The organism is Compostimonas suwonensis (assembly GCF_002797855.1).
Taxonomy (GTDB): domain Bacteria; phylum Actinomycetota; class Actinomycetes; order Actinomycetales; family Microbacteriaceae; genus Compostimonas; species Compostimonas suwonensis.
This window is the reverse complement of sequence record NZ_PGFB01000002.1, coordinates 98,099-117,794: the sequence shown is the minus strand read 5'-3', so window position 1 is coordinate 117,794 and position 19,696 is coordinate 98,099. Positions and strand designations below refer to the sequence as shown.

The window sequence follows — 19,696 nt, the reverse complement described above, 5'->3', positions numbered from 1 at the left end:
GCTCACGCTCGCACCTCGGCGATGAAGCCCTCGATGACACCTGCCGCCTCGGCCGGCGCCTCGTAGTGGATGAGGTGGCCGACGCCCTCGATCACGTGCAGCCGCGCGTCGGGGAACAGGGTCGCGAGCCGGCGCTCGGCCGCGACCGGGGTGATGTCGTCTCTGTCGGCGGCGATGAGCTGGGTCGGCAGGGTGATGCGCTCCGCGTACTCGCTCACGTCGTTGCTCACCGAGGCCTCGAACGCCTCGAGCACGACCCGGCGATTGGCGAAGGCCGAGAAGTAGCGGTCGTGCTGGTCGTGGATCCAGCGCCGCAGGCCTCGGTCGCCGGTCTTGGCCATCGTCACGCTCATGACCCGCACGATCGCGCGGTTGCGCAGCAGCCCGAAGCCGAGCCTCTCGGGAAGCGCCGCGCCGAGGCGGTAGTAGAAGACGGCGAGCTTCGTCAGGATGCCGCGCGGCCCGGCGAGGGCGGGTGCGGCGATCGGGTTCACGAGGATGACGGAGCGCACCGATCCCGCGATGGTGCCGGAGGGCGCCGCGAGGGCTGCGGAGACGACGATCGAGCCGAAGGAGTGCCCGAGCACAATCGTGCGGGCGCGGTTGAGGCCCAGCGCCTGCACGAAGTCGTCGAGCCAGCGCGCGTAGGTGTCGATGTCGTGCGTTCTGCCGGGCAGGGGCGTCGACTCCCCGAAACCGGGCAGGTCGGGCGAGATGATGCGGTAGTCGGAGCCGAGCTGCGCGACGACGGGCTCGAGACCGTGGTGATCGCCTCGGAAGCCGTGCACCATGACGATCGTCGTGCGGGCATCCGCGTCGCCGTAGACCCAGTAGCGGGTGAGACCGCCGTCGAGGGAAAGCGATTCCGCTCGCACCGGGATCCGGTCGAGGAGTTCGTGATAGGGCGAGGGCACGGTCATCGTCGTCCAAGTCTAGGCGCGCTGATTGGTATGGACAGCGCACCCCGCGGGCGTCTTAGACTCGAAGAACTGCCGCGAATCGCCGGCGACGCCACAGACGCCACAACAGTGACGAGGAGCAGAGTGAGCTTCACCGCACCCATCCAATTGCCCGGCCTGACGTTGGATCCTCAGTGGTATCGGCGTGCCGTCTTCTACGAGGTCATGGTCCGCTCCTTCGTCGACAGCAACGGCGACGGCTCGGGCGATCTGCAGGGGCTCATCTCGAAGCTCGACTACCTGCAGTGGCTGGGCGTCGACGCCCTCTGGCTGCCGCCGTTCTTCACCTCGCCCCTGCGCGACGGCGGTTACGACGTCGCCGACTACCGCGCCATCCTTCCCGAGTTCGGCACGCTCGAGGAGTTCAAAGACCTCGTGACGAAGGCCCACGAGCGCAACATGCGGGTCGTCATCGACCTGCCCCTCAACCACACCTCCGATCAGCACGACTGGTTCCAGCAGTCCCGCGAGGAGCCGGAGGGGCCGTACGGCGACTTCTACGTGTGGAGCGACAGCGACGAGAAGTACCCCAACATCCGCATCATCTTCACCGACACCGAGGAGTCGAACTGGGCCTTCGACCCCGTGCGGCGGCAGTTCTTCTTCCACCGCTTCTTCTCGCACCAGCCCGACCTCAACTTCGACAACCCGGCCGTGCACGACGCCGTCTTCGAGATAGTGCGGTTCTGGCTCGACATGGGCGTCGACGGCTTCCGCCTGGATGCCGTGCCCTACCTCTACGAGTCGGACGAGGGCAACGGCGAGGGCGAGCCGCCCACCCACGAGTTCCTCAAGCGCCTGCGCGCCATGGTCGACCGCGACTACCCCGGCCGTGTGATGATCGCCGAGGCGAACCAGTGGCCGCGCGAGGTCGCCGCGTTCTTCGGCACCGAGGACGAGCCCGAGTGCCACATGGCCTTCGATTTCCCCGTGATGCCCCGGATCTTCTACTCGCTGCGCTCCCAGCAGGCCACCGAGCTCGTGCGCGTGCTCTCGGAGACGACGGACATCCCGGAGCGGGCCGGCTGGGGCGTGTTCCTGCGCAACCACGACGAGCTCACCCTCGAGATGGTCTCGGAGGAGTACCGGCAGGCCATGTACGGCTGGTACGCCTACGATCCGCGTATGAGGGCGAACATCGGCATCCGCCGTCGTCTCGCGCCGCTGCTCGACAACTCGCGCGCCGAGCTCGAGCTCGCGCACGCGCTGCTCTTCTCGCTCCCGGGCAGCCCGTTCCTGTACTACGGCGACGAGATCGGCATGGGCGACAACATCTGGCTGCCCGATCGCGACAGCTCGCGCACGCCCATGCAGTGGACGCCCGACCGCAACGCGGGGTTCTCCTCCGCCGACCCGGGCAAGCTCTACCTGCCCGTCGTGCAGTCGCTCGTGTACCACTACAACCAGATCAACGTGGAGTCGCAGCTCGCGCAGTCGGGCTCGCTGCTGCACTGGATCCGCAACGTCATCCACGTGCGCAAGGCGCATCCCGCCTTCGGCCTCGGCTCGATCCGCGTGCTGCGCACCAACCACGAGTCGGTGCTCGCCTTCGTGCGCAGCTACGAGGGATCGGGCTCGCAGTTCGGCGACCAGCCCGAAGACGTGCTGTGCGTCTTCAGCTTCGCGCACAACCCCGTCGCGGTCACGATCGACGACGAGGACTTCGGCGGCGCGCGCCTCTACGACCTGTTCGGCGGCAGCGTCTTCCCGAGCTTCAGCGACGACGGCGTGCTCACCCTGACCCTCGGCACCCAGAACTTCTACTGGCTGCACGTGGGCCGTGCCGACCGCTAGACGGGTGCTGAACGGCTGCGACGGCGGACGCTGCGGCACGCTCCCTGCACAGCCCCGCCCGTCGTGCCCGAGGATGACGGTGGTCCGCCGTAGAGTGACAGGATGAACGACGGCAAGGGCTACGAGACGACCGACCTCCAGAGGGAAGGGGCCGCCGGCTTCGAGACCGCGAGCGTGCAGCTCAGCGGTCTGGAGCTGGACGACCCGGGACGGGACGAACGGAGCTCGAACGCACCGAGTTCAAGCGCGCAGAGCTCGAATGCACAGAGCTCGAGCGCACAGAGCGCCGCGCACTGGTCCGGGTTGCTCGGGGTCTTCGATCTCGAGACCACAGGCATCGACGTCGAGACGAGCCGGATCGTGACGGCGCACGTCGGCCTCATCGACGAGACCGGGGCGGTCGTCGAGAGGCGCGACTGGCTGCTCGACCCCGGCATCGACATCCCCGAGCAGGCGACGAACGTGCACGGCATCACGACCGAGCACGCGCGGCTCGCCGGGATGCCCGCGGGCACGGGCGTCTCCGAGATCGTGGAGACGATCGCCTCGATCTTCCTGCGCGGCATCGCCGTCGTCGCCTACAACGCCCCCTACGACTTCACGCTGCTCAACCGCGAGGCCCGCCGCTACGGCGTGCCTCCGCTCGAGGCCCCGCTGCCCATCATCGATCCCCTCGTCATCGACAAGGCCGTCGACCGCTACCGCAAGGGCAAGCGCACGCTCGAGGCCGCGGCCGAGTTCTACGGCGTGCCCCTCACCGATGCCCACGACGCGGGAGCCGACGCGATCGCCGCCGGGCGGGTCGCTCAGGCCATCGCCCGCGTCAACGCCGAGATCTTCGCACTCACCGCCGCCGAGCTCCACGACCGCCAGGTGGAGTGGTTCCACGAGCAGGCCGAGAGCTTCCAGGACTACATGCGCCGCACGAAAGACCCGAGCTTCACGGCATCCGGGTCATGGCCGGAGCGGCCGTTCGCGTGACGTACGGGGTTGACGCGTAAGCGGGAGGTTAACGCAGAAAAGGCAGTCGGCGAACCGACTGCCTTTTCTGCCGGCGGGACGAGCCCGCCCGACTTCTACTTGCCGAAGTTCTTGTAGCGCGAGTTGAACTTCTCGACGCGGCCGGCCGAGTCGAGAATGCGCTGCTTGCCCGTGTAGAACGGGTGCGACTCGGAGGAGATCTCGACGTCGATGACGGGGTAGGTGTTGCCGTCTTCCCACTCGATGGTCTTCGAGCTGCCCACCGTCGAACGGGTCAGGAACGTGGCGCCCGAAGCGAGGTCGCGAAAGACCACGGGGGCGTACTCGGGGTGGATGCCAGTCTTCATCAGATGTTCCTCAGGTGCTGTCGGTAAATACGTGTAGTGAAGTTCTCAGGCCCGCGGGCCAGCTACCTATCTTAGCAGATCAGGTGGGCGCCCGCGCAGCTCAGACGGCTCGCGCCGCGTACCGGCCGTTCGACTCGCTCAGCTCGATCGGCAGCCCGAACGTCGTGCTCAGGTTCTGCGACGTCACGACCTCGGCGATCGGGCCCGCGGCGACGATCCCGCCGTCGGCGATGAGCAGCGCGCTGTCGAAGCCGAGCGGGATCTCCTCGACGTGGTGGGTCACCATGACGATGCCGGGCGAGTCGGGAGCGCTCGCGTAGCCGCCGAGAAGCTGCAGCAGCTCCTCGCGGGCGCCGAGGTCGAGACTCGCCGCCGGCTCGTCGAGCAGCAGCAGCTCGGGGTCGGTCATGACCGCGCGGGCGATCTGCACGCGCTTCTGCTCGCCGTCGCTCAGGTGACCGAAAGTGCGCTCGGCCAGGTGGTCGAGCCGCCACTCGGCGAGCACCCGCTGGGCGCGGCGCAGGTCGATGTCTTCGTAGCTCTCGTTCCAACGGCCGGTGACCGAGTACGCGGCCGTCATGACGACGTCGATGACCTTCTCGTGCGCGGGGATGCGCTTGGCCATCGCGCTCGAGGCGAAGCCGATGCGCGGCCGCAGCTCGAAGAGGTCGACCGTGCCGAGCCGGTCGCCGAGCACCTCGGCCTTGCCCGAGCTCGGGTGCACGAGCGCCGCGGCGATCTGCAGGAGGGTCGTCTTCCCCGCGCCGTTCGGCCCCAGGATCACCCACCGCTCGTCGCTGTCGACCTTCCAGGTGACCGAATCGAGGATGGTGTTTCCGTCCCGCACGAAGGACACGTCGGACAGCTGAAGAACAGTGGGCATGCCTCAAGCCTACCGAAGCAGAGAGGCGTAGACGTCCTTCGTGCGGGCGGCGATTCGGTCCCAGCCGAACTCCCGTTCGGCCCGCGCGCGACCGGCGGCGCCCATCCGCGCGGCCGTCTCCGGGTCGCTCACGACCTCGGTGAGGGTCGCCGCGAGATCGGCGACGAAACGGTCGGGATCGACCGGGGTCCCCGTGCCGTCCTGCAACTGCTCGATCGGCACCAGACGACCCGTGACGCCGTCGTCGACGACCTCGGGGATGCCTCCCGTCGCCGTGCCCACGACGGGCGCACCGCAGGCCATGGCCTCGAGGTTGACGATCCCGAGGGGCTCGTAGACCGACGGGCAGACGAAGACCGTCGCGGCGGTCAGGATGCTCGAGAGCTCCGGCTGCGGAAGCAGCCGCTCGATCCAGACGACGCCCGCGCGCTCGCTCTGCAGCTGCCCGACGAGCTCCCTGACCTCTGCGAGGATCTCCGGGGTGTCCGGGGCTCCCGCGCACAGCACGAGCTGCACGTCCTCCGGAAGCGCGGCGGCGGCGCGCAGCAGGTAGGGCAGGCCCTTCTGACGGGTGATCCTGCCCACGAAGACGACGGAGGGGCGGTCGGGGTCGATGCCGAACGATCGCACGAGCTCGTCGTCGGGTCGCGGCATCCACCGTTCGAGGTCGATGCCGTTGTAGACGACCTGCACCCGCTGCGGGTCGAGCGCCGGATAGGAGCGCAGGATGTCGCGACGCATGCCGTCGCTCACCGCGATCACGGCATCCGCGCTCTCGAAGGCCGTCTTCTCGATCCAGCTCGAGACGCGGTAGCCGCCGCCGAGCTGCTCGGCCTTCCACGGACGCAGGGGCTCGAGGCTGTGGGCGGTGACGACATGCGGGATGCCGTGCAGGAGCTTGGCCAGATGGCCCGCGCCGTTCGCGTACCAGGTGTGCGAGTGCACGATGTCGGCGCCCGCGGCATCCTGGGCGATCTGCAGGTCGACCCCGAGCGTCTCGAGGCTGCCGTTGGCGCCCTGCAGCTCGGCCGGCACCCGGTAGGCATGGGTGCCCGGCTCGTCGCGGGGGGCGCCGAAGCAGCGCACGACGACCTCGGTGTCGACACGCAGGGCCTTCACGAGCTCGGCGGCGTGAACCCCCGCTCCCCCGTAGATCTCGGGCGGATACTCCTTGGTCAGCAGGTCTACGCGCATGCTGCAAAGCTAGTACAGCGCCGAGCGCAGCGTCGAGCCGGATGGCCGACGGGGTCGGGCCGGCTGCCGGGCGCTTGCGCAGCGCTCACGCACAGGGCCGCCGCCACGTCAAGCATCGCGTCGGCGGTAGGTCATCACCGCCCGGCGATCTAGGCTGGACGCATGGTGGCATCAAAGATCTTCGGCATCGTCCTCGCCGGTGGGGAGGGCAAGCGGCTCATGCCGCTCACGGTCGACCGGGCGAAGCCCGCGGTCCCGTTCGCGGGCCAGTATCGCCTCATCGATTTCGCGCTCTCGAACCTCATCAACTCCGGGCTCACCCAGATCGTCGTGCTCACGCAGTACAAGTCGCACAGCCTCGACAGGCACGTGTCGCAGACCTGGCGCCTCTCGGGGCTGCTGAACTCGTACGTGGCCTCGGTGCCGGCGCAGCAGCGGCTCGGCAAGCGCTGGTTCAGCGGATCGGCCGACGCGATCCTGCAGAGCCTCAACCTGCTGCGCGACGAGAAGCCCGACATCGTCGTCGTGGTCGGCGCCGATCACGTCTACCGCATGGACTTCAGCCAGATGATCGAGGCACACATCGCCTCGGGGGCCAAGGCGACGGTCGCCGCCATCCGCCAGCCGATCTCGCTCGCCGACCAGTTCGGGGTCATCGAGGTCGACGAGAACGACCCCACACGCATCGCGGCCTTCCTCGAGAAGCCGCTCGAGCCGCAGGGACTGCCCGACGCGCCGCACGAGGTGCTCGCCTCGATGGGCAACTACGTCTTCGACGCCGACGCCCTCATCGAGGCCGTCGAGCGCGACGGTGAGCGCACCGACTCGAACCACGACATGGGCGGCGACATCGTGCCCTACTTCGTGGGGCGCGGCGAGGCGGGCGTCTACGACCTGCAGCGCAACGACATGCCCGGGGCGACCGACCGCGACCGCTACTACTGGCGCGACGTGGGAACGATCGACTCCTTCTTCGACGCCCATCAAGACCTCATCTCCACGCTCCCGGTGTTCAACCTCTACAACCGCGAGTGGCCGATCTTCAGCCAGCAGCTCAACTCGCCGCCGGCGAAGTTCGTGCGCGACGCCCGCGGCAACCTGGGAACCGTGATCGACTCGATCGTGTCCCTCGGATGCCTCATCTCGGGCGCGCACGTCGAACGCAGTGTCCTCGGCCCCTGGTCGCTGCTCGAGTCGGGAGCCCAGGTCGTCAACTCGGTGCTCTTCGACCGCGTGCGGGTCGAGCCCGACGCGATCGTGCGCCGCGCCATCCTCGACAAGGACGTCGTCGTCGGCTCCGGCGCGGGCATCGGCGTCGACCCCGCCCGCGACAGGGCACGCGGCTTCACGGTCACCGAATCCGGCATCACCGTCGTCGGCAAGGGAGTGCACGTCGTTCCATGAGCGCGCTCGATGGTTCATCCGGCTCCCCCCGCTTCCTCGTCGTGCTCGACGCCGACTCGACGCTCATCCAGAACGAGGTGATCGAGCTGCTCGCCGAGGCGGCGGGCAGTCTCGACGAGGTGGCTCGGATCACCGAGGAGGCCATGAACGGCCGTCTCGACTTCGAGGAGAGCCTGCGGGCGCGCACCGCGACCCTCGCGGGACTCGGCTCGGAGGCCTTCGAACAGGCCGGGCGGCGCGTCGTCGTCACGCCCGGCGTGCCGGAGATGATCGAGGCCGTGCACGCTGCGGGTGGGCGCGTCGGGGTGGTCTCCGGCGGCTTCCACGAGATCCTCGACCCGCTCGGCGAGCAGCTGGGGCTCGACCACTGGCGCGCCAACCGCCTCGAGCTCGCCGACGACCGGCTCACGGGCGGTCTCGTCGGCCCGGTCATCGACGCGCAGGCGAAGGCGCAGACCCTGCGCGAGTGGGCGGCCGACATGCGCATCCCTCTCCGCCAGACGATCGCGGTCGGAGACGGCGCCAACGATCTCACGATGATGGCGATCGCCGGTCTCGCGGTGTCGTTCAACGGCAAGGCGCCGGTGCGCGACGAGGCGAACGTCGTCGTCGACACGATCGACATGACGACGCTCCTGCCGCTCCTCGGCCTGCGCGGCTAGGAACGGGCCTCCCCTCAGCCGCGCCGGGCCGGCGCTCCCGGCCGCACGACGCTCTCGGCGCGGGTCGAGCGCGTGATGCGGTCCGGCCGCGATGCACCGCTAGTGTTGCGACATGCGGATAGTCGTCTCCGGGAGCCACGCGAGCGGGAAGAGCACGCTGATCTCCGACTTCGCCCTTCGCCATCCCGGCTTCACCGTGCTGCCCGATCCGTTCGAGCTCATCGATGAGGCGTGGGACCGCCCGAGTGCGGCGATGTTCGCGACACAGCTCCGTGTCGCGGCGGATCGGCTCGCTTCCGACGACGTCGCATCCGACGTCATCGCCGAGCGCGGTCCGCTCGACTTCCTCGCCTACCTGCTGGCCCTCGACGAGTGGGCGGGATCCTCCAGCTCGCCCGAGCTCCTCGAGCGCTCGATGATCATCACCGCCGAGGCGCTCGGCCATGTCGACCTGCTCGTTGTGCTCCCGCTCACCGCCGCGGATCCGATCGAGGTCGACGACGACGAGCATCCGGAGCTGAGGAGTGCGATGAACGACGTCCTGATGGATCTCATCGAAGACCCCGATCTCGTCGGCACGCACCTGAGGGTCGTGGAGCTCGTCGGCAGCCGAGACGAGCGGCTGTCCGTCCTCGAGTCGCTCGTGAGCGAGCTGGGCGGCTAGGGCCGCCGCGGGCAGGCCCGCCCCGCAGCGAGCGGAGCGCCCACGGCCTAGTGCCCCATGCCCATTCCGCCGTCGACGGGGATGACCGCGCCCGAGATGTAGCCGGCGTCGTCGCCCGCGAGCCAGAGAACGACCTTCGCGACCTCGGAGGGCTGGGCGAAACGGCCGGCGGGGATCGCCTTCTTGTACTCGGCCTGCTGGGTCTCGGGCAGCTCGGCCGTCATGTCTGTCTCGATGAAGCCAGGGGCGACGACGTTGGCCGTGATCCCACGCCCGCCGAGCTCGCGCGTGATCGAGCGGGCGAAGCCGACGAGCCCGCTCTTGGATGCCGCGTAGTTCGCCTGCCCGGCCGAGCCGTAGAGCCCCACGACGCTCGAGATGAGCAGGATCCGGCCGAAACGCTGTTTGAGCATGCCCTTGGAGGCGCGCTTGACGACGCGGAAGGCTCCCCCGAGATTGGTGTCGACGACCGCGTCGAAGTCGTCGTCGCCCATCCGCATGAGCAGCATGTCGCGCGTGATGCCGGCGTTGGCCACCACGACCTCGATGGGGCCGAGCTCGCTCTCGATCTGGGTGAACGCCGCATCGATGCTCGCGCTGTCGGTGACGTCGGCACGCACCGTGAGGGAGCCCGCGGGGCCCTCGCCCGAACGCGCGGTCACGGCCACCCGGTGGCCCGCCGCGACGAACTCCTCGGCGATCGAGTGGCCGATCCCCCGGTTCCCTCCCGTGACGACGACCGTCCTGGGTGTGCTCGCGCTGGTGCCCGCGACTGCGCTCGTGCCTGTGGTCATGCCCTGAATCCTCCCTGTTCGCGGCCCCTCTTTCCGGCGCGCGACAACCTCACCAGCTTAGGCCGAGCCGTCCCGCCCCGCTCATCCGGCGTTCATCCGGCAGCGCGAGACGTAGGCTTAGGGGGAGCAATCATGAAGCAGCCGTCGATCACCTCCCTTCCGCAGTCGCCCGACGCGGAACGTCGCGCACGGATGATCAAATACACCGTCGCGATGAGCATCCGTGTCGTCTGCGTGCTGCTCCTGCTGGTCGTACGCGGCTGGTGGCTCGTCGTCGTGGCGGCAGGCGCGATCTTCCTGCCCTATTTCGCCGTCGTCATCGCCAATGTGGGCGCGAAGGTGCAGCCGGCGACGGTCGAGCGTCCGGGCGCGATGGTGCGACTGCCCCGGCAGGACGGCACGACGAACAACGGCGCCGGCGCCGGCCCTCGCACTGCGGGCCCTCATGACACCGGCCCTCACAACACGGGCCCTCACAACACGGGCGATCACGGCGCGGGCAGGGGCGCCGCATGATCGAGCTGGGAGGAACGCTCGAGCAGTTCACGTGCTCACGGGCGGGATGCCGCGAGGCGGCGTTATGGCGCATCGAATGGCGCAACCCCCGCATCCACGAGGAGGGCCGCACGAAGACGTGGCTCGCGTGCGACGAGCACCGGGGCTTTCTCGAGGACTTCCTGAGCGCGCGAGACTTCCCGCTGACCGTGTCGGCGCTGGATGCGGCAGCTGTCCCCACCCCGCAGGTTCCCATCCCGCACCGAGACGAGAGCGCACGATGAACGGCTGGGCTTTCGCCTTCACCCGCCGGTGGGCGGGGTACCTCGCACTGACGATCCTGTTCGCCTGCGTCTGCGCAGGCCTGGGGGTATGGCAGCTCGCCCGCCGCAACGAGGCTCTCGCCGAGATCGCGCTCGTCGCCGACAACTACGACTCCGATCCGGTGCCGGTCGCGGAGGCGCTGCCCGATCTCGCCGGGTACGACGACGACGACCAGAAGTGGCTTCCCGTCGAGATGCACGGAAGCTATCTCGTCGACCAGCAGCTGCTCGTGCGCAACCGTCCGCTCAACGGCAATCCGGGTTTCGAGGTGCTCACGCCCCTCAAGCTCGACGACGGCACGGTCTTCGTCGTGGACCGGGGCTGGCTGCCCATCGGCTCCGCCCAGGACGCGCCAGACGAGGTGCCTGCGCCGCCGAGCGGGGAGGTCACCGTGGTCGCCCGCCTGAAAGCGGGCGAGCCGAGTATCCCGAGCCGCACGGCCGGTGAGGGGCAGATCGCGACCATCCAGCTCGACGACATCGCCGCGCGCGTCGGCGCCGACACCTACACGGGCGCCTACGGTCTTCTCGCCTCGGAGAGCCCCGCGGCCCGGGACCAGCCTCCCGCGGCCGTGACGAAGCCCCAGCCCGACGAGGGGCCGCACCTCTCCTACGCCTTCCAGTGGTTCGTCTTCGGACTCATGGCCTTCGTCGGCCTCGGCTACGCGGTGCGCCAGGAGTACCGCACCGTCAACGCCGACGACCCCGAGGAACGCGAGCGGGCGGCCGAACGCGAGCGGCGCCGCTCCGCACGCAAGCGCAGCGACAGCGAGATCGAGGACGAGATCCTCGGCAGCCGGTGACCCGGACGGCCGGGAGTTCGACGGGCCCGATCAGGCGAGCGAGATGAGCTCGAGGTAGTCCTTGTTCCAGTGGTCCTCGACGCCGTCGGGCAGGATGAGCACGCGCTCGGGGTTGAGCGCCTCGACGGCCCCCTCGTCGTGGCTCACGAGCACAACGGCGCCCTCGTAGTGCGCGAGAGCGTCGAGGATCTCGTCACGGCTGGCCGGGTCGAGGTTGTTCGTGGGCTCGTCGAGCAGCAGCACGTTCGCGCCGGAGACGACGATCATCGCGAGGGCCAGACGCGTCTTCTCGCCGCCGGAGAGCACGCCGGCCGGCTTGTGCGAGTCGTCGCCCGTGAAGAGGAACGAGCCGAGCACGCGACGGGCCTCGGTCTCGGTGAGGTTCGGCGAGGAGGACACCATGTTCTCGAGCACGCTGCGCTTGACGTCGATCGTCTCGTGCTCCTGCGCGTAGTACCCGATCCGCAGGCCGTGGCCGGGCTCGACGGCGCCGGTGTCCGGGGTGTCGATGCCCGCGAGGATCCGCAGGAGGGTCGTCTTGCCCGCACCGTTGAGCCCGAGCACGACGACCTTGGAGCCGCGATCGATCGCGAGGTCGACGGCCGTGAAGATCTCGAGCGAACCGTAGCTGCGGCTGAGATCGGAGGCCATGAGCGGAGTGCGGCCGCACGGCGCGGGAGTCGGGAAGCGCAGCTTCGCCACCCGGTCGACGGTCCTGACCTCGTCGAGCCCCGAGAGCATCTTCTCGGCACGACGCACCATCTGGTGGGCGGCGGCGGCCTTGCTAGCCTTCGCACCGAACCTGGCGGCCTGCGTCTGCAGCACGGAGGCCTTCTTCTCGACGTTGACACGCTCCTTCTTGCGGCGCTCCTCGTCGGCGGCGCGCTGACGCAGGTAGTGCTTCCAGCCCATGTTGTACATGTCGATGACCTGGCGGTTGGCGTCGAGGTAGAAGACCCGGTTCACGGTCTCCCCCACGAGCTCGACATCGTGGCTGATGACGATGAAGCCTCCCGAATAGCCCTTGAGGAACTCGCGCAACCAGACGACGGAGTCGGCGTCGAGGTGGTTCGTGGGCTCGTCGAGGATGAGGGTCTGGGCGTCAGAGAAGAGGATGCGCGCGAGCTCGATACGACGGCGCTGGCCACCCGACAGGGTCTTGAGCGGCTGGTCGAGGATGCGGTCGGGCAGGTTGAGGTTGCTCGCGATCGACGCGGCCTCGGCCTCGGCCGCATACCCGCCGAGGGCGAGGAAGCGATCGGTCAGCGAACCGTACTTCTTCATGCCCGCCGCGCTCACCGCCTCGTCGCTGCTGCCCATGTCGACGGTCGCCTTCTGCATGCCGAGCACGAGCTGGCCGAGACCGCGGGCGTCGAGGATGCGCGTGCGGGCGAGATCCTCCGGGTTGCCGGAACGGGGATCCTGGGGCAGATAGCCGATCTCGCCGGAACGGTCGACGGTTCCCGTGTTGGGCTGCGACTCCCCCGCGAGAACCTTCGTGAGCGTCGTCTTGCCGGCGCCGTTGCGCCCGACGAGCCCGACCTTGTCACCGGCCGCGACGCGGAAGCTCACGCCTTCCATGAGCACGCGCGCGCCTACACGGATCTCGAGATCGTGCACACTCAGCACAGGCATGGTCCATTTCTGATGGGGTTCGACGGGGTTCGACGGTTCTGCAGGTTGTGATGGTTCTGCAGGCGCGCCAAGGGGCGCAATAAAGTGGGGGCAGACTCAACAGTATATTTGCCCCGCGCGAAACTCCGACCGCACGACGGCCACCGCACACCACCGAACGGCCATCGAAACGATGCGGGGTCGGTGCCGGACGATGTTCTCGAAGGTGCTCAGGGCCTCCGGGAGACGATCAGATCGCGAAGCCGAGCGCGCGCATCATGTCGCGCCCGTCATCCGTGATCCGCTCGGGACCCCACGGCGGCATCCACACCCAGTTGATGCGGAACGCGTCCACGACGCCGTCGAGGGCCTCCGCGGTCTGCTCTTCGAGCACGTCGGTCAGCGGGCATCCCGCGGATGTGAGAGTCATGTGGATGATGAGGGCGCTGTTGTCGTCATCCCAGGCGAGATCGTAGATCAGGCCCAGGTCGACGACGTTGACACCCAGCTCGGGATCCATGACATCTTTGAGGGCTTCCTCGACCTCATCGAATTTCTGGGGGCTCAGGGTTGTTACCATCTTGTTATTTTACGACCGTGCCGGCCAAATAGCGATCGTAACCCTCGTCTTCGAGGCGTTCGGCGAGCTCGGGGCCGCCCTCCTCGGCCACACGGCCGTTGACGAAGACGTGCACGAAGTCCGGTTTGATGTACCGCAGGATGCGCGTGTAGTGGGTGATGAGCAGCACGCCGAGCTTCGTGTTGGCCTTCGCGCGGTTGACACCCTCGGAGACGATCTTGAGCGCGTCGACATCGAGGCCCGAGTCGGTCTCGTCGAGAACGGCGAACGCCGGCTTGAGCAGCTCGAGCTGGAGGATCTCGTTGCGCTTCTTCTCGCCGCCCGAGAAGCCCTCGTTGACGTTGCGCTCGGCGAAAGAGCTGTCCATCTTGAGGTTCGTCATCGACTCGCGCACCTCTTTGACCCAGCTGCGGATAGCAGGAGCCTCGCCGTCGATGGCCGTCTTCGCCGTGCGCAGGAAGTTCGTGTTGGTCACGCCGGGGATCTCGACCGGGTACTGCATGGCGAGGAAGAGCCCCGCGCGAGCCCGCTCGTCGACCGTCATCTCGAGCACCTCGCGGCCGTCGAGCAGGATCGATCCGCCGTCGACGTGATACTTCGGGTGGCCGGCGATCGTGTAGGCGAGAGTCGACTTGCCGGAGCCGTTGGGGCCCATGATGGCGTGGATCTCGTCCGTGGCGATGCTGAGGTCGACGCCGCGCAGGATCTGCTTGGTGCCCTGCTCGGTCTCGACGCTGACCTGAAGGTCCTTGATCTCAAGAACGGACATGATTCTTATCTCTTTCTATCGTGGCGTGGATGCCGCGTGTGTCGTGTGCGGCGTCAGACCGCGATGGTCACTGCTGTTCGATCAGCACGGTGGGGTCGATGAACACGTCGCCGTCGACCACGTCCACCTTGTAGACGGGAACGGGTTCGTAGGCGGGCAGGCTCAGCGGCTTGCCCGTCGTCAGCTGGAAGCGCGAGCCGTGAGCCCAGCACTCGAGGGTGTCGTCTTCGACGAAACCCTCGGAGAGCGAGATGTCACCGTGGGTGCAGACGTCGCCGATCGCGTGAACCGTGTCCGAGGCATCCCTCACGACGGCGATCGGCACGTCGTCGATGACGACGCGCACGGCCTGGTTCACGGGAAGCTCCGACAGTGCGGCAACTCGGGTCGTCACGTCGCTCACACCGCGGCTTCCGGCTGAGCACGCTGGGATGCCGCGAGCAGAGGCGCCTGCGCGAGCTCCGCCTCGAGCGCCTCGAGCAGGCGCTCGCGCAACTGCTCGGAGGGGATCTGCTGCACGACCTCGACGAGGAAGCCGCGCACGACGAGGCGGCGGGCCTCGTCTTCGCGGATGCCGCGCGACTGCAGGTAGAAGAGCTGCTCGTCGTCGAAACGACCGGTCGCGCTTGCGTGGCCGGCGCCCAGGATGTCGCCCGTCTCGATCTCGAGGTTCGGCACCGAGTCGGCGCGCGTGCCCTCGCTCAGCACGAGGTTGCGGTTCTGCTCGTAGCTGTCGGTTCCCGGCGCGCTCTGGCGGATGAGCACGTCGCCGATCCAGACCGTGCGCGCGCCCTCGCCCTGCAGCGCGCCCTTGTAGGTCACGCGGCTGCGGGTGTTGGGGGCGTCGTGGTCGACGTAGACCTGCTGCTCGAAGTGCTGGCCGGCATCGGCGAAGTAGAGGCCGAGGGCCTCGACGTCCGCCCCCTGCTCGGCGAGATGCGTCGAGGGGTTGACCCGCACGATACCGCCACCGAGAGTGACGACGACGTGTTTGAGCTTGGCGTCGCGGGCGATCCGGGCGAAGTGGCTCGCGAGGTGCACGGCGTCGTCGTCCCATTGCTGCACCGAGACGACGGTGAGCTGCGCGCCCTCGCCCACGATGATCTCGAGGTTCTCGCTGAGCCGGGCGCCGCCCGAGCTCTCGAGGATGAGCACGGCGTTCGAGAAGGGCTCGGCCGTGACGACCGTGTGCGCGGCGCGTGCGCCGGAGCCGAGGCTCGAACGGCTGACCGTGAGCTCCTTCTGCTCCTCGCCGCGGATCGTGATCGCGAGGGCCGAGTCGAACGACGTCCACGCGTTCGCGGACGCACGCTCCTCGGGAACCCCGGCGCCGCCGATGCGGGCGTCGTCGCGGGCGACCCACGCGACCGTGAGATCGGGGTGCTCCGTGGCGGTGTACTCGTAGGCGGAGCCGTCGAGCTCACCGGAGATGAGGTCGGCGAGCTTCGCGACGGGGGTGTACTTCCAGACCGCCTCCCGGCCGGTGACGGCCGGGAAGTCGGACACCTCGACGGAGGCGAAGCGCTCGGAACGGGTCTGCACGGGCACGGCGCTCCAGGCGCCGTCGCTGTGTGCTTTCAGCCCGTGCTGCTCGCTCGTGGGCATGGCAGGTGAGACAGCTGTCGTCATCGAGCCGACATTTCCTTTCGACGGGCGGAGGCTTTCGAGGTGAGGGGGGAAGTCATCCGACGGAGCCTTCCATGCCCATCTCGATGAGCTTGTTGAGCTCGAGTGCGTACTCCATGGGGAGCTCACGGGCGATCGGCTCGATGAAGCCGCGCACGATCATGGCCATGGCCTCGTCCTCGGGCAGACCGCGGGACATGAGGTAGAAGAGCTGCTCCTCGCTCACCCGCGAGACGGTCGCCTCGTGGCCGAGCTGCACGTCGTCGACGCGGATGTCGATCGCCGGGTAGGTGTCGGAGCGCGAGATCGTGTCGACCAGGAGGGCGTCGCAGCGCACGGTGTTCGCGGAGTGGTGTGCCGCGGCATCCACTCTCACCTCGCCGCGGTAGCCGGCTCGGCCACCGCCGCGTGCGATCGACTTCGAGACGATCGACGACTGCGTGTACGGGGCCATGTGGATCATCTTCGCCCCGGCGTCCTGGTGCTGGCCGGGGCCGGCGAAGGCGACCGAGAGCGTCTCGCCCTTGGCGTGCTCTCCCATGAGGAAGATCGACGGGTACTTCATGGTGACCTTGGAGCCGATGTTGCCGTCGATCCACTCCATCGTCGCGCCCTCGGCCGCGGTCGCCCGCTTGGTCACGAGGTTGTACACGTTGTTCGACCAGTTCTGGATGGTCGTGTAGCGAACGCGGGCGTTCTTCTTCACGACGATCTCGACGACCGCGGAGTGCAGCGAGTCCGACTTGTAGATCGGGGCCGTGCAGCCCTCGATGTAGTGCACGTAGCTGCCCTCGTCGGCGATGATGAGCGTGCGCTCGAACTGGCCCATGTTCTCGGTGTTGATGCGGAAGTAGGCCTGCAGCGGGATCTCGACGTGCACGCCCTTCGGCACGTAGACGAAGGAGCCGCCCGACCACACCGAGGTGTTGAGGGCCGCGAACTTGTTGTCGCCGGAGGGGATGACGCTGCCGAAGTACTCCTCGAAGACCTCGGGGTACTCGCGCAGCGCCGTGTCGGTGTCGAGGAAGATGACGCCCTGCGCCTCGAGCTCCTCGTTGATCTTGTGATAGACCACCTCGGACTCGTACTGCGCGGCCACGCCGGAGACGAGGCGCTGGCGCTCCGCCTCGGGGATGCCGAGCTTCTCGTAGGTGTTCTTGATGTCGTCGGGCAGGTCTTCCCAGGTCTGGGCCTGCTTCTCCGTAGAGCGAACGAAGTACTTGATGTTGTCGAAGTCGATCTCGGAGAGGTCGGCGCCCCATGTCGGCATGGGCTTGCGATCGAAGATCTGCAGGGCCTTGAGGCGCCGCTGCAGCATCCATTCGGGTTCGTTCTTGAGTTTCGAGATGTCGGCAACGACCTGGGGCGACAATCCGCGTTTCGCGGTCGCTCCCGCCGCGTCGGAGTCTGCCCAGCCGAACTCGTACTGCCCAAGGCTTTCGAGTTCGGGGCGGTCAATCAGGATGTCTGACATATCTACCTCGTTTTCCTACCCTTAACCGGCAACGTGTCGCGTTGCCGAGTCATTCCCTCGCCGGGCACCACTCTCGTGGACCCTGGGGCGGCGGATTTGTGCGGGTGGCTGTTGCATGTACCTGCGATGCTCAAGGACACGGGCCTCGTTGCCCCGGCCGTCTCATCGATAAGAGCGGCTGTACGCGTTGCGTACGCGCACCTTGAACCAACTATGAATTCTACAGGTGAATCACCCGCCCAAGCAGAGAATTAGCCCACTAAATTCGGCTGGGCGGTTTTCGCCCCGCGACCGTCGGCCTCGGCGAAGAGCTGGGGGTTCACGTCGAGGAGCACTCGCAGAACGCCGACCCAGACGAGCGCCGCGCCGAGCAGGTGCAGCGCCACGAGCACCTCGGGCAGCCCGATGAGCGACTGCACGAGCCCGATCCCGGCCTGCAGGATCACGACGACGACGAAGGTCACGGTGCGCTGGCGGGCGAGCTCGGCTCCCGGCGTGCGCCGCAGGACCACCAGCAGGATGACGGCGAGCACGAGCGTGGCGGTGCCGAGCACCCCGTGCACGACCGTGACGCCCGCCCAGTCGAAGGCCATCCTCGGCACGTCGGCGGAGTCGCCCGAGTGCGGTCCCGAGCCCGTCACGAGCGTGCCCACGAGGATGAGCACGAGGGTCACGGCGACGAGCGCGACGCTGAGCGCCCGCGCGGAACGCGGGAGCGCGGCATCCGGCGACTGACCGCGATGGGCGCGGTGCCAGGTCAGCGCGGAGGTCGTGAGCAGGGCGATCGCCGCGACGAAGTGGAAGGCGACCACGTAGGGGTTGAGCTCGAGCAGCACCGTGACGCCGCCGATGAGCGCGTTCGCGACGACGAGCCAGAACTGCGACCAGGCGAGGCGGGTGAGGCTGCGGTTCTGCGGCTTCTGCAGGCGGGCCGCGATGATCGCCCAGCCGACGGCGATGCAGAGCAGGCCGGTGAGCGCCCGGTTGGTGAACTCGATGACGCCGTGGATGCCGAGCTCGGGCGTGGGGGTCAGCGAGCTCGTGTCGCAGGCCGGCCAGGTCGGGCAGCCGAGGCCCGAGCCGGTCACGCGCACGATCCCGCCGCCGAGCACGATGAGGATGCTCGCGACGAGCGCCGCGCTCGTGGCCCAGCGCAGGGTGCGCGGGCTCAGGGTGTAGCGGTCGGCCAGGTAGGCGAACGGGGTGCGCACGATGTCCTCTCGGGGGTGTTCTCTCGGGAGAACGGGATGATCAGAACGGAAGGAGCGGATCGATCGCGATCGCGAGGAACAGCAGGGTCAGATAGCTGATCGAGCCGTGGAAGACGCGCATGGGCGAGACCTTCTCGTGGCGGATCGCCCGGTTGTAGAGGCGGTGCGTCTCGTAGATGAACCAGCCGCCGCTGCCCACCGCGACGACCGTGTAGAGCAGGCCCATGGGCACGACCGGGACGAGCAGGAGCGAGCACGCGACCGTCGCCCACGCGTAGAGGATGACCTGGAGCCCCACGACGGCACGGCCGCGCACGACCGCGAGCATCGGCACGCCGACCGAGCGGTAGTCCTCGCGGTACTTCATCGAGAGCGGCCAGTAGTGCGGCGGGGTCCAGAGGAAGACGACGCCGAAGAGGATGACGGGAGCCCAGCTCAGCGACTCCGTGACCGCCGCCCAGCCGATGAGCACCGGGAAGCAGCCCGCGATGCCGCCCCAGATGATGTTCTGCGATGTGCGGCGCTTGAGCCAGAGCGTGTAGACGAAGACGTAGAAGAGGATCGCGCCGAGCGAGAGCGTCGCAGCGAGCCAGTTGGTGGTCACCAGCAGCCAGACGGTCGAGACGACGCCGAGGGTCCACGCGAAGACGAGGGCCTCGCGGTCGCTCAGCTCGCCCGTCACGAGCGGCCGGCTCTGCGTGCGCTTCATGACGCGGTCGATGTCGCGGTCGATGTAGCAGTTGAACGCCGCGGCCGAGCCCGCGCTCATCGCGCCGCCGACGACCGTCGCGATCACGAGCCAGACGTCGGGGATGCCGCCCTGCGCGAGGATCATGACGGGGATCGTGGTCACGAGCAGCAGCTCCATGACCCGCGGCTTCGTGAGGGCGATGTACGCCTTGATCTTTCGCGCCAGGCCGATCTTGTCGGTCTCGACACGGCTGTCTACGGCTACGTCCATTACTCCTCTAACGACCGGGGATGTCCCTTGATTCTAGAACATCGGAAACCGCGCCATCCCCGGCCGCGTTTGCCCACATTTCATGTCAGCACAAGAGCGGCGTCCGCTGTGCGGTACCTATAATTGTGGTGCCCGCCAGCTGTCGAGGCATACAAGCC

The 19,696-nt window shown here is 68.2% G+C and carries 21 protein-coding genes; 8 read left to right on the top strand and 13 right to left on the bottom strand.

Annotated elements, in window-relative coordinates; all coding sequences use genetic code 11:
• Nucleotides 1-2 precede the first annotated feature (2 nt).
• Nucleotides 3-920 (bottom strand): alpha/beta fold hydrolase, encoded by a 918-nt coding sequence (locus CLV54_RS04320; RefSeq protein ID WP_100343753.1) that lies wholly within the window; start codon nucleotides 918-920, stop codon nucleotides 3-5.
• A 123-nt stretch (nucleotides 921-1,043) separates the two neighbouring features.
• On the opposite strand from CLV54_RS04320, the gene treS reads away from it, so the two are divergent.
• Complete coding sequence (treS, locus tag CLV54_RS04315; RefSeq protein ID WP_100343752.1) at nucleotides 1,044-2,753, top strand: maltose alpha-D-glucosyltransferase; 1,710 nt, start codon at nucleotides 1,044-1,046, stop codon at nucleotides 2,751-2,753.
• A 102-nt stretch (nucleotides 2,754-2,855) separates the two neighbouring features.
• A complete protein-coding gene (locus CLV54_RS04310; RefSeq protein ID WP_100343751.1) occupies nucleotides 2,856-3,734 on the top strand; it encodes a 3'-5' exonuclease in 879 nt (292 codons plus the stop codon).
• 95 nt (nucleotides 3,735-3,829) lie between these two features.
• Here the strand turns inward: CLV54_RS04310 and CLV54_RS04305 are convergent, their stop codons facing one another.
• The 3 genes from CLV54_RS04305 to glgA form a co-directional block, all read right to left on the bottom strand.
• Nucleotides 3,830-4,081 (bottom strand): type B 50S ribosomal protein L31, encoded by a 252-nt coding sequence (locus CLV54_RS04305; RefSeq protein WP_100343750.1) that lies wholly within the window; start codon nucleotides 4,079-4,081, stop codon nucleotides 3,830-3,832.
• 100 nt (nucleotides 4,082-4,181) lie between these two features.
• Entirely contained in the window at nucleotides 4,182-4,964 is a 783-nt protein-coding gene (locus CLV54_RS04300) for an ABC transporter ATP-binding protein (RefSeq protein WP_100343749.1), read from the bottom strand.
• 9 nt (nucleotides 4,965-4,973) lie between these two features.
• The gene (gene glgA / locus CLV54_RS04295) at nucleotides 4,974-6,158 is read right to left on the bottom strand and encodes a glycogen synthase (protein ID WP_100343748.1); all 1,185 of its coding nucleotides are present in this window, start codon (nucleotides 6,156-6,158) and stop codon (nucleotides 4,974-4,976) included.
• Nucleotides 6,159-6,320: 162 nt separating this feature from the next.
• On the opposite strand from glgA, the gene glgC reads away from it, so the two are divergent.
• The 3 genes from glgC (at nucleotide 6,321) to CLV54_RS04280 (ending at nucleotide 8,888) form a co-directional block, all read left to right on the top strand.
• Nucleotides 6,321-7,562 (top strand): glucose-1-phosphate adenylyltransferase, encoded by a 1,242-nt coding sequence (glgC, locus tag CLV54_RS04290; RefSeq protein WP_100343747.1) that lies wholly within the window; start codon nucleotides 6,321-6,323, stop codon nucleotides 7,560-7,562.
• Entirely contained in the window at nucleotides 7,559-8,224 is a 666-nt protein-coding gene (gene serB / locus CLV54_RS04285) for a phosphoserine phosphatase SerB (protein ID WP_100343746.1), read from the top strand. The genes glgC and serB overlap by 4 nt, the downstream gene beginning before the upstream one ends.
• 112 nt (nucleotides 8,225-8,336) lie before the next feature.
• The gene (locus tag CLV54_RS04280; RefSeq protein ID WP_100343745.1) at nucleotides 8,337-8,888 is read left to right on the top strand and encodes an AAA family ATPase; all 552 of its coding nucleotides are present in this window, start codon (nucleotides 8,337-8,339) and stop codon (nucleotides 8,886-8,888) included.
• Between the two features lie 47 nt (nucleotides 8,889-8,935).
• Here the strand turns inward: CLV54_RS04280 and CLV54_RS04275 are convergent, their stop codons facing one another.
• Complete coding sequence (locus tag CLV54_RS04275; protein ID WP_100343744.1) at nucleotides 8,936-9,682, bottom strand: beta-ketoacyl-ACP reductase; 747 nt, start codon at nucleotides 9,680-9,682, stop codon at nucleotides 8,936-8,938.
• Nucleotides 9,683-9,814: 132 nt separating this feature from the next.
• Between CLV54_RS04275 and CLV54_RS04270 the strand changes: the two genes are divergently transcribed.
• From CLV54_RS04270 to CLV54_RS04260, 3 genes are read left to right on the top strand one after another with little or no spacing between them, the layout of a single operon-like run.
• Nucleotides 9,815-10,198, top strand: coding sequence for a DUF3099 domain-containing protein (locus CLV54_RS04270; protein ID WP_100343743.1), 384 nt, complete (start codon nucleotides 9,815-9,817; stop codon nucleotides 10,196-10,198).
• On the top strand, nucleotides 10,195-10,461 hold the full coding sequence (locus CLV54_RS04265) for a hypothetical protein (RefSeq protein ID WP_100343742.1): 267 nt from the start codon (nucleotides 10,195-10,197) through the stop codon (nucleotides 10,459-10,461). The genes CLV54_RS04270 and CLV54_RS04265 overlap by 4 nt, the downstream gene beginning before the upstream one ends.
• Nucleotides 10,458-11,303 (top strand): SURF1 family cytochrome oxidase biogenesis protein, encoded by an 846-nt coding sequence (locus CLV54_RS04260; protein ID WP_100343741.1) that lies wholly within the window; start codon nucleotides 10,458-10,460, stop codon nucleotides 11,301-11,303. Before CLV54_RS04265 ends, CLV54_RS04260 begins: the two co-directional genes overlap by 4 nt.
• A 30-nt stretch (nucleotides 11,304-11,333) precedes the next feature.
• Here the strand turns inward: CLV54_RS04260 and CLV54_RS04255 are convergent, their stop codons facing one another.
• The 8 genes from CLV54_RS04255 to CLV54_RS04220 form a co-directional block, all read right to left on the bottom strand.
• Nucleotides 11,334-12,932, bottom strand: a complete 1,599-nt coding sequence (locus CLV54_RS04255) for an ABC-F family ATP-binding cassette domain-containing protein (protein ID WP_100343740.1) — start codon at nucleotides 12,930-12,932, stop codon at nucleotides 11,334-11,336.
• A 235-nt stretch (nucleotides 12,933-13,167) separates the two neighbouring features.
• Nucleotides 13,168-13,497 (bottom strand): metal-sulfur cluster assembly factor, encoded by a 330-nt coding sequence (locus CLV54_RS04250; protein ID WP_100343739.1) that lies wholly within the window; start codon nucleotides 13,495-13,497, stop codon nucleotides 13,168-13,170.
• Nucleotides 13,498-13,501: 4 nt separating this feature from the next.
• The gene (gene sufC, locus CLV54_RS04245) at nucleotides 13,502-14,266 is read right to left on the bottom strand and encodes a Fe-S cluster assembly ATPase SufC (protein WP_100343738.1); all 765 of its coding nucleotides are present in this window, start codon (nucleotides 14,264-14,266) and stop codon (nucleotides 13,502-13,504) included.
• Nucleotides 14,267-14,333: 67 nt separating this feature from the next.
• Nucleotides 14,334-14,669 carry a non-heme iron oxygenase ferredoxin subunit gene (locus CLV54_RS04240; RefSeq protein ID WP_425430258.1) on the bottom strand — a complete coding sequence of 112 codons (336 nt, stop codon included), beginning with the start codon at nucleotides 14,667-14,669 and terminating at the stop codon, nucleotides 14,334-14,336.
• A complete protein-coding gene (gene sufD / locus CLV54_RS04235; protein ID WP_100343737.1) occupies nucleotides 14,666-15,895 on the bottom strand; it encodes a Fe-S cluster assembly protein SufD in 1,230 nt (409 codons plus the stop codon). The genes CLV54_RS04240 and sufD overlap by 4 nt, the downstream gene beginning before the upstream one ends.
• A 52-nt stretch (nucleotides 15,896-15,947) precedes the next feature.
• Nucleotides 15,948-17,366, bottom strand: a complete 1,419-nt coding sequence (gene sufB / locus CLV54_RS04230; protein WP_100343736.1) for a Fe-S cluster assembly protein SufB — start codon at nucleotides 17,364-17,366, stop codon at nucleotides 15,948-15,950.
• 251 nt (nucleotides 17,367-17,617) lie between these two features.
• Entirely contained in the window at nucleotides 17,618-18,577 is a 960-nt protein-coding gene (locus tag CLV54_RS04225) for a COX15/CtaA family protein (protein WP_211294445.1), read from the bottom strand.
• A 40-nt stretch (nucleotides 18,578-18,617) separates the two neighbouring features.
• A complete protein-coding gene (locus tag CLV54_RS04220; protein ID WP_100343734.1) occupies nucleotides 18,618-19,538 on the bottom strand; it encodes a heme o synthase in 921 nt (306 codons plus the stop codon).
• Between the last annotated feature and the right edge of the window lie 158 nt (nucleotides 19,539-19,696).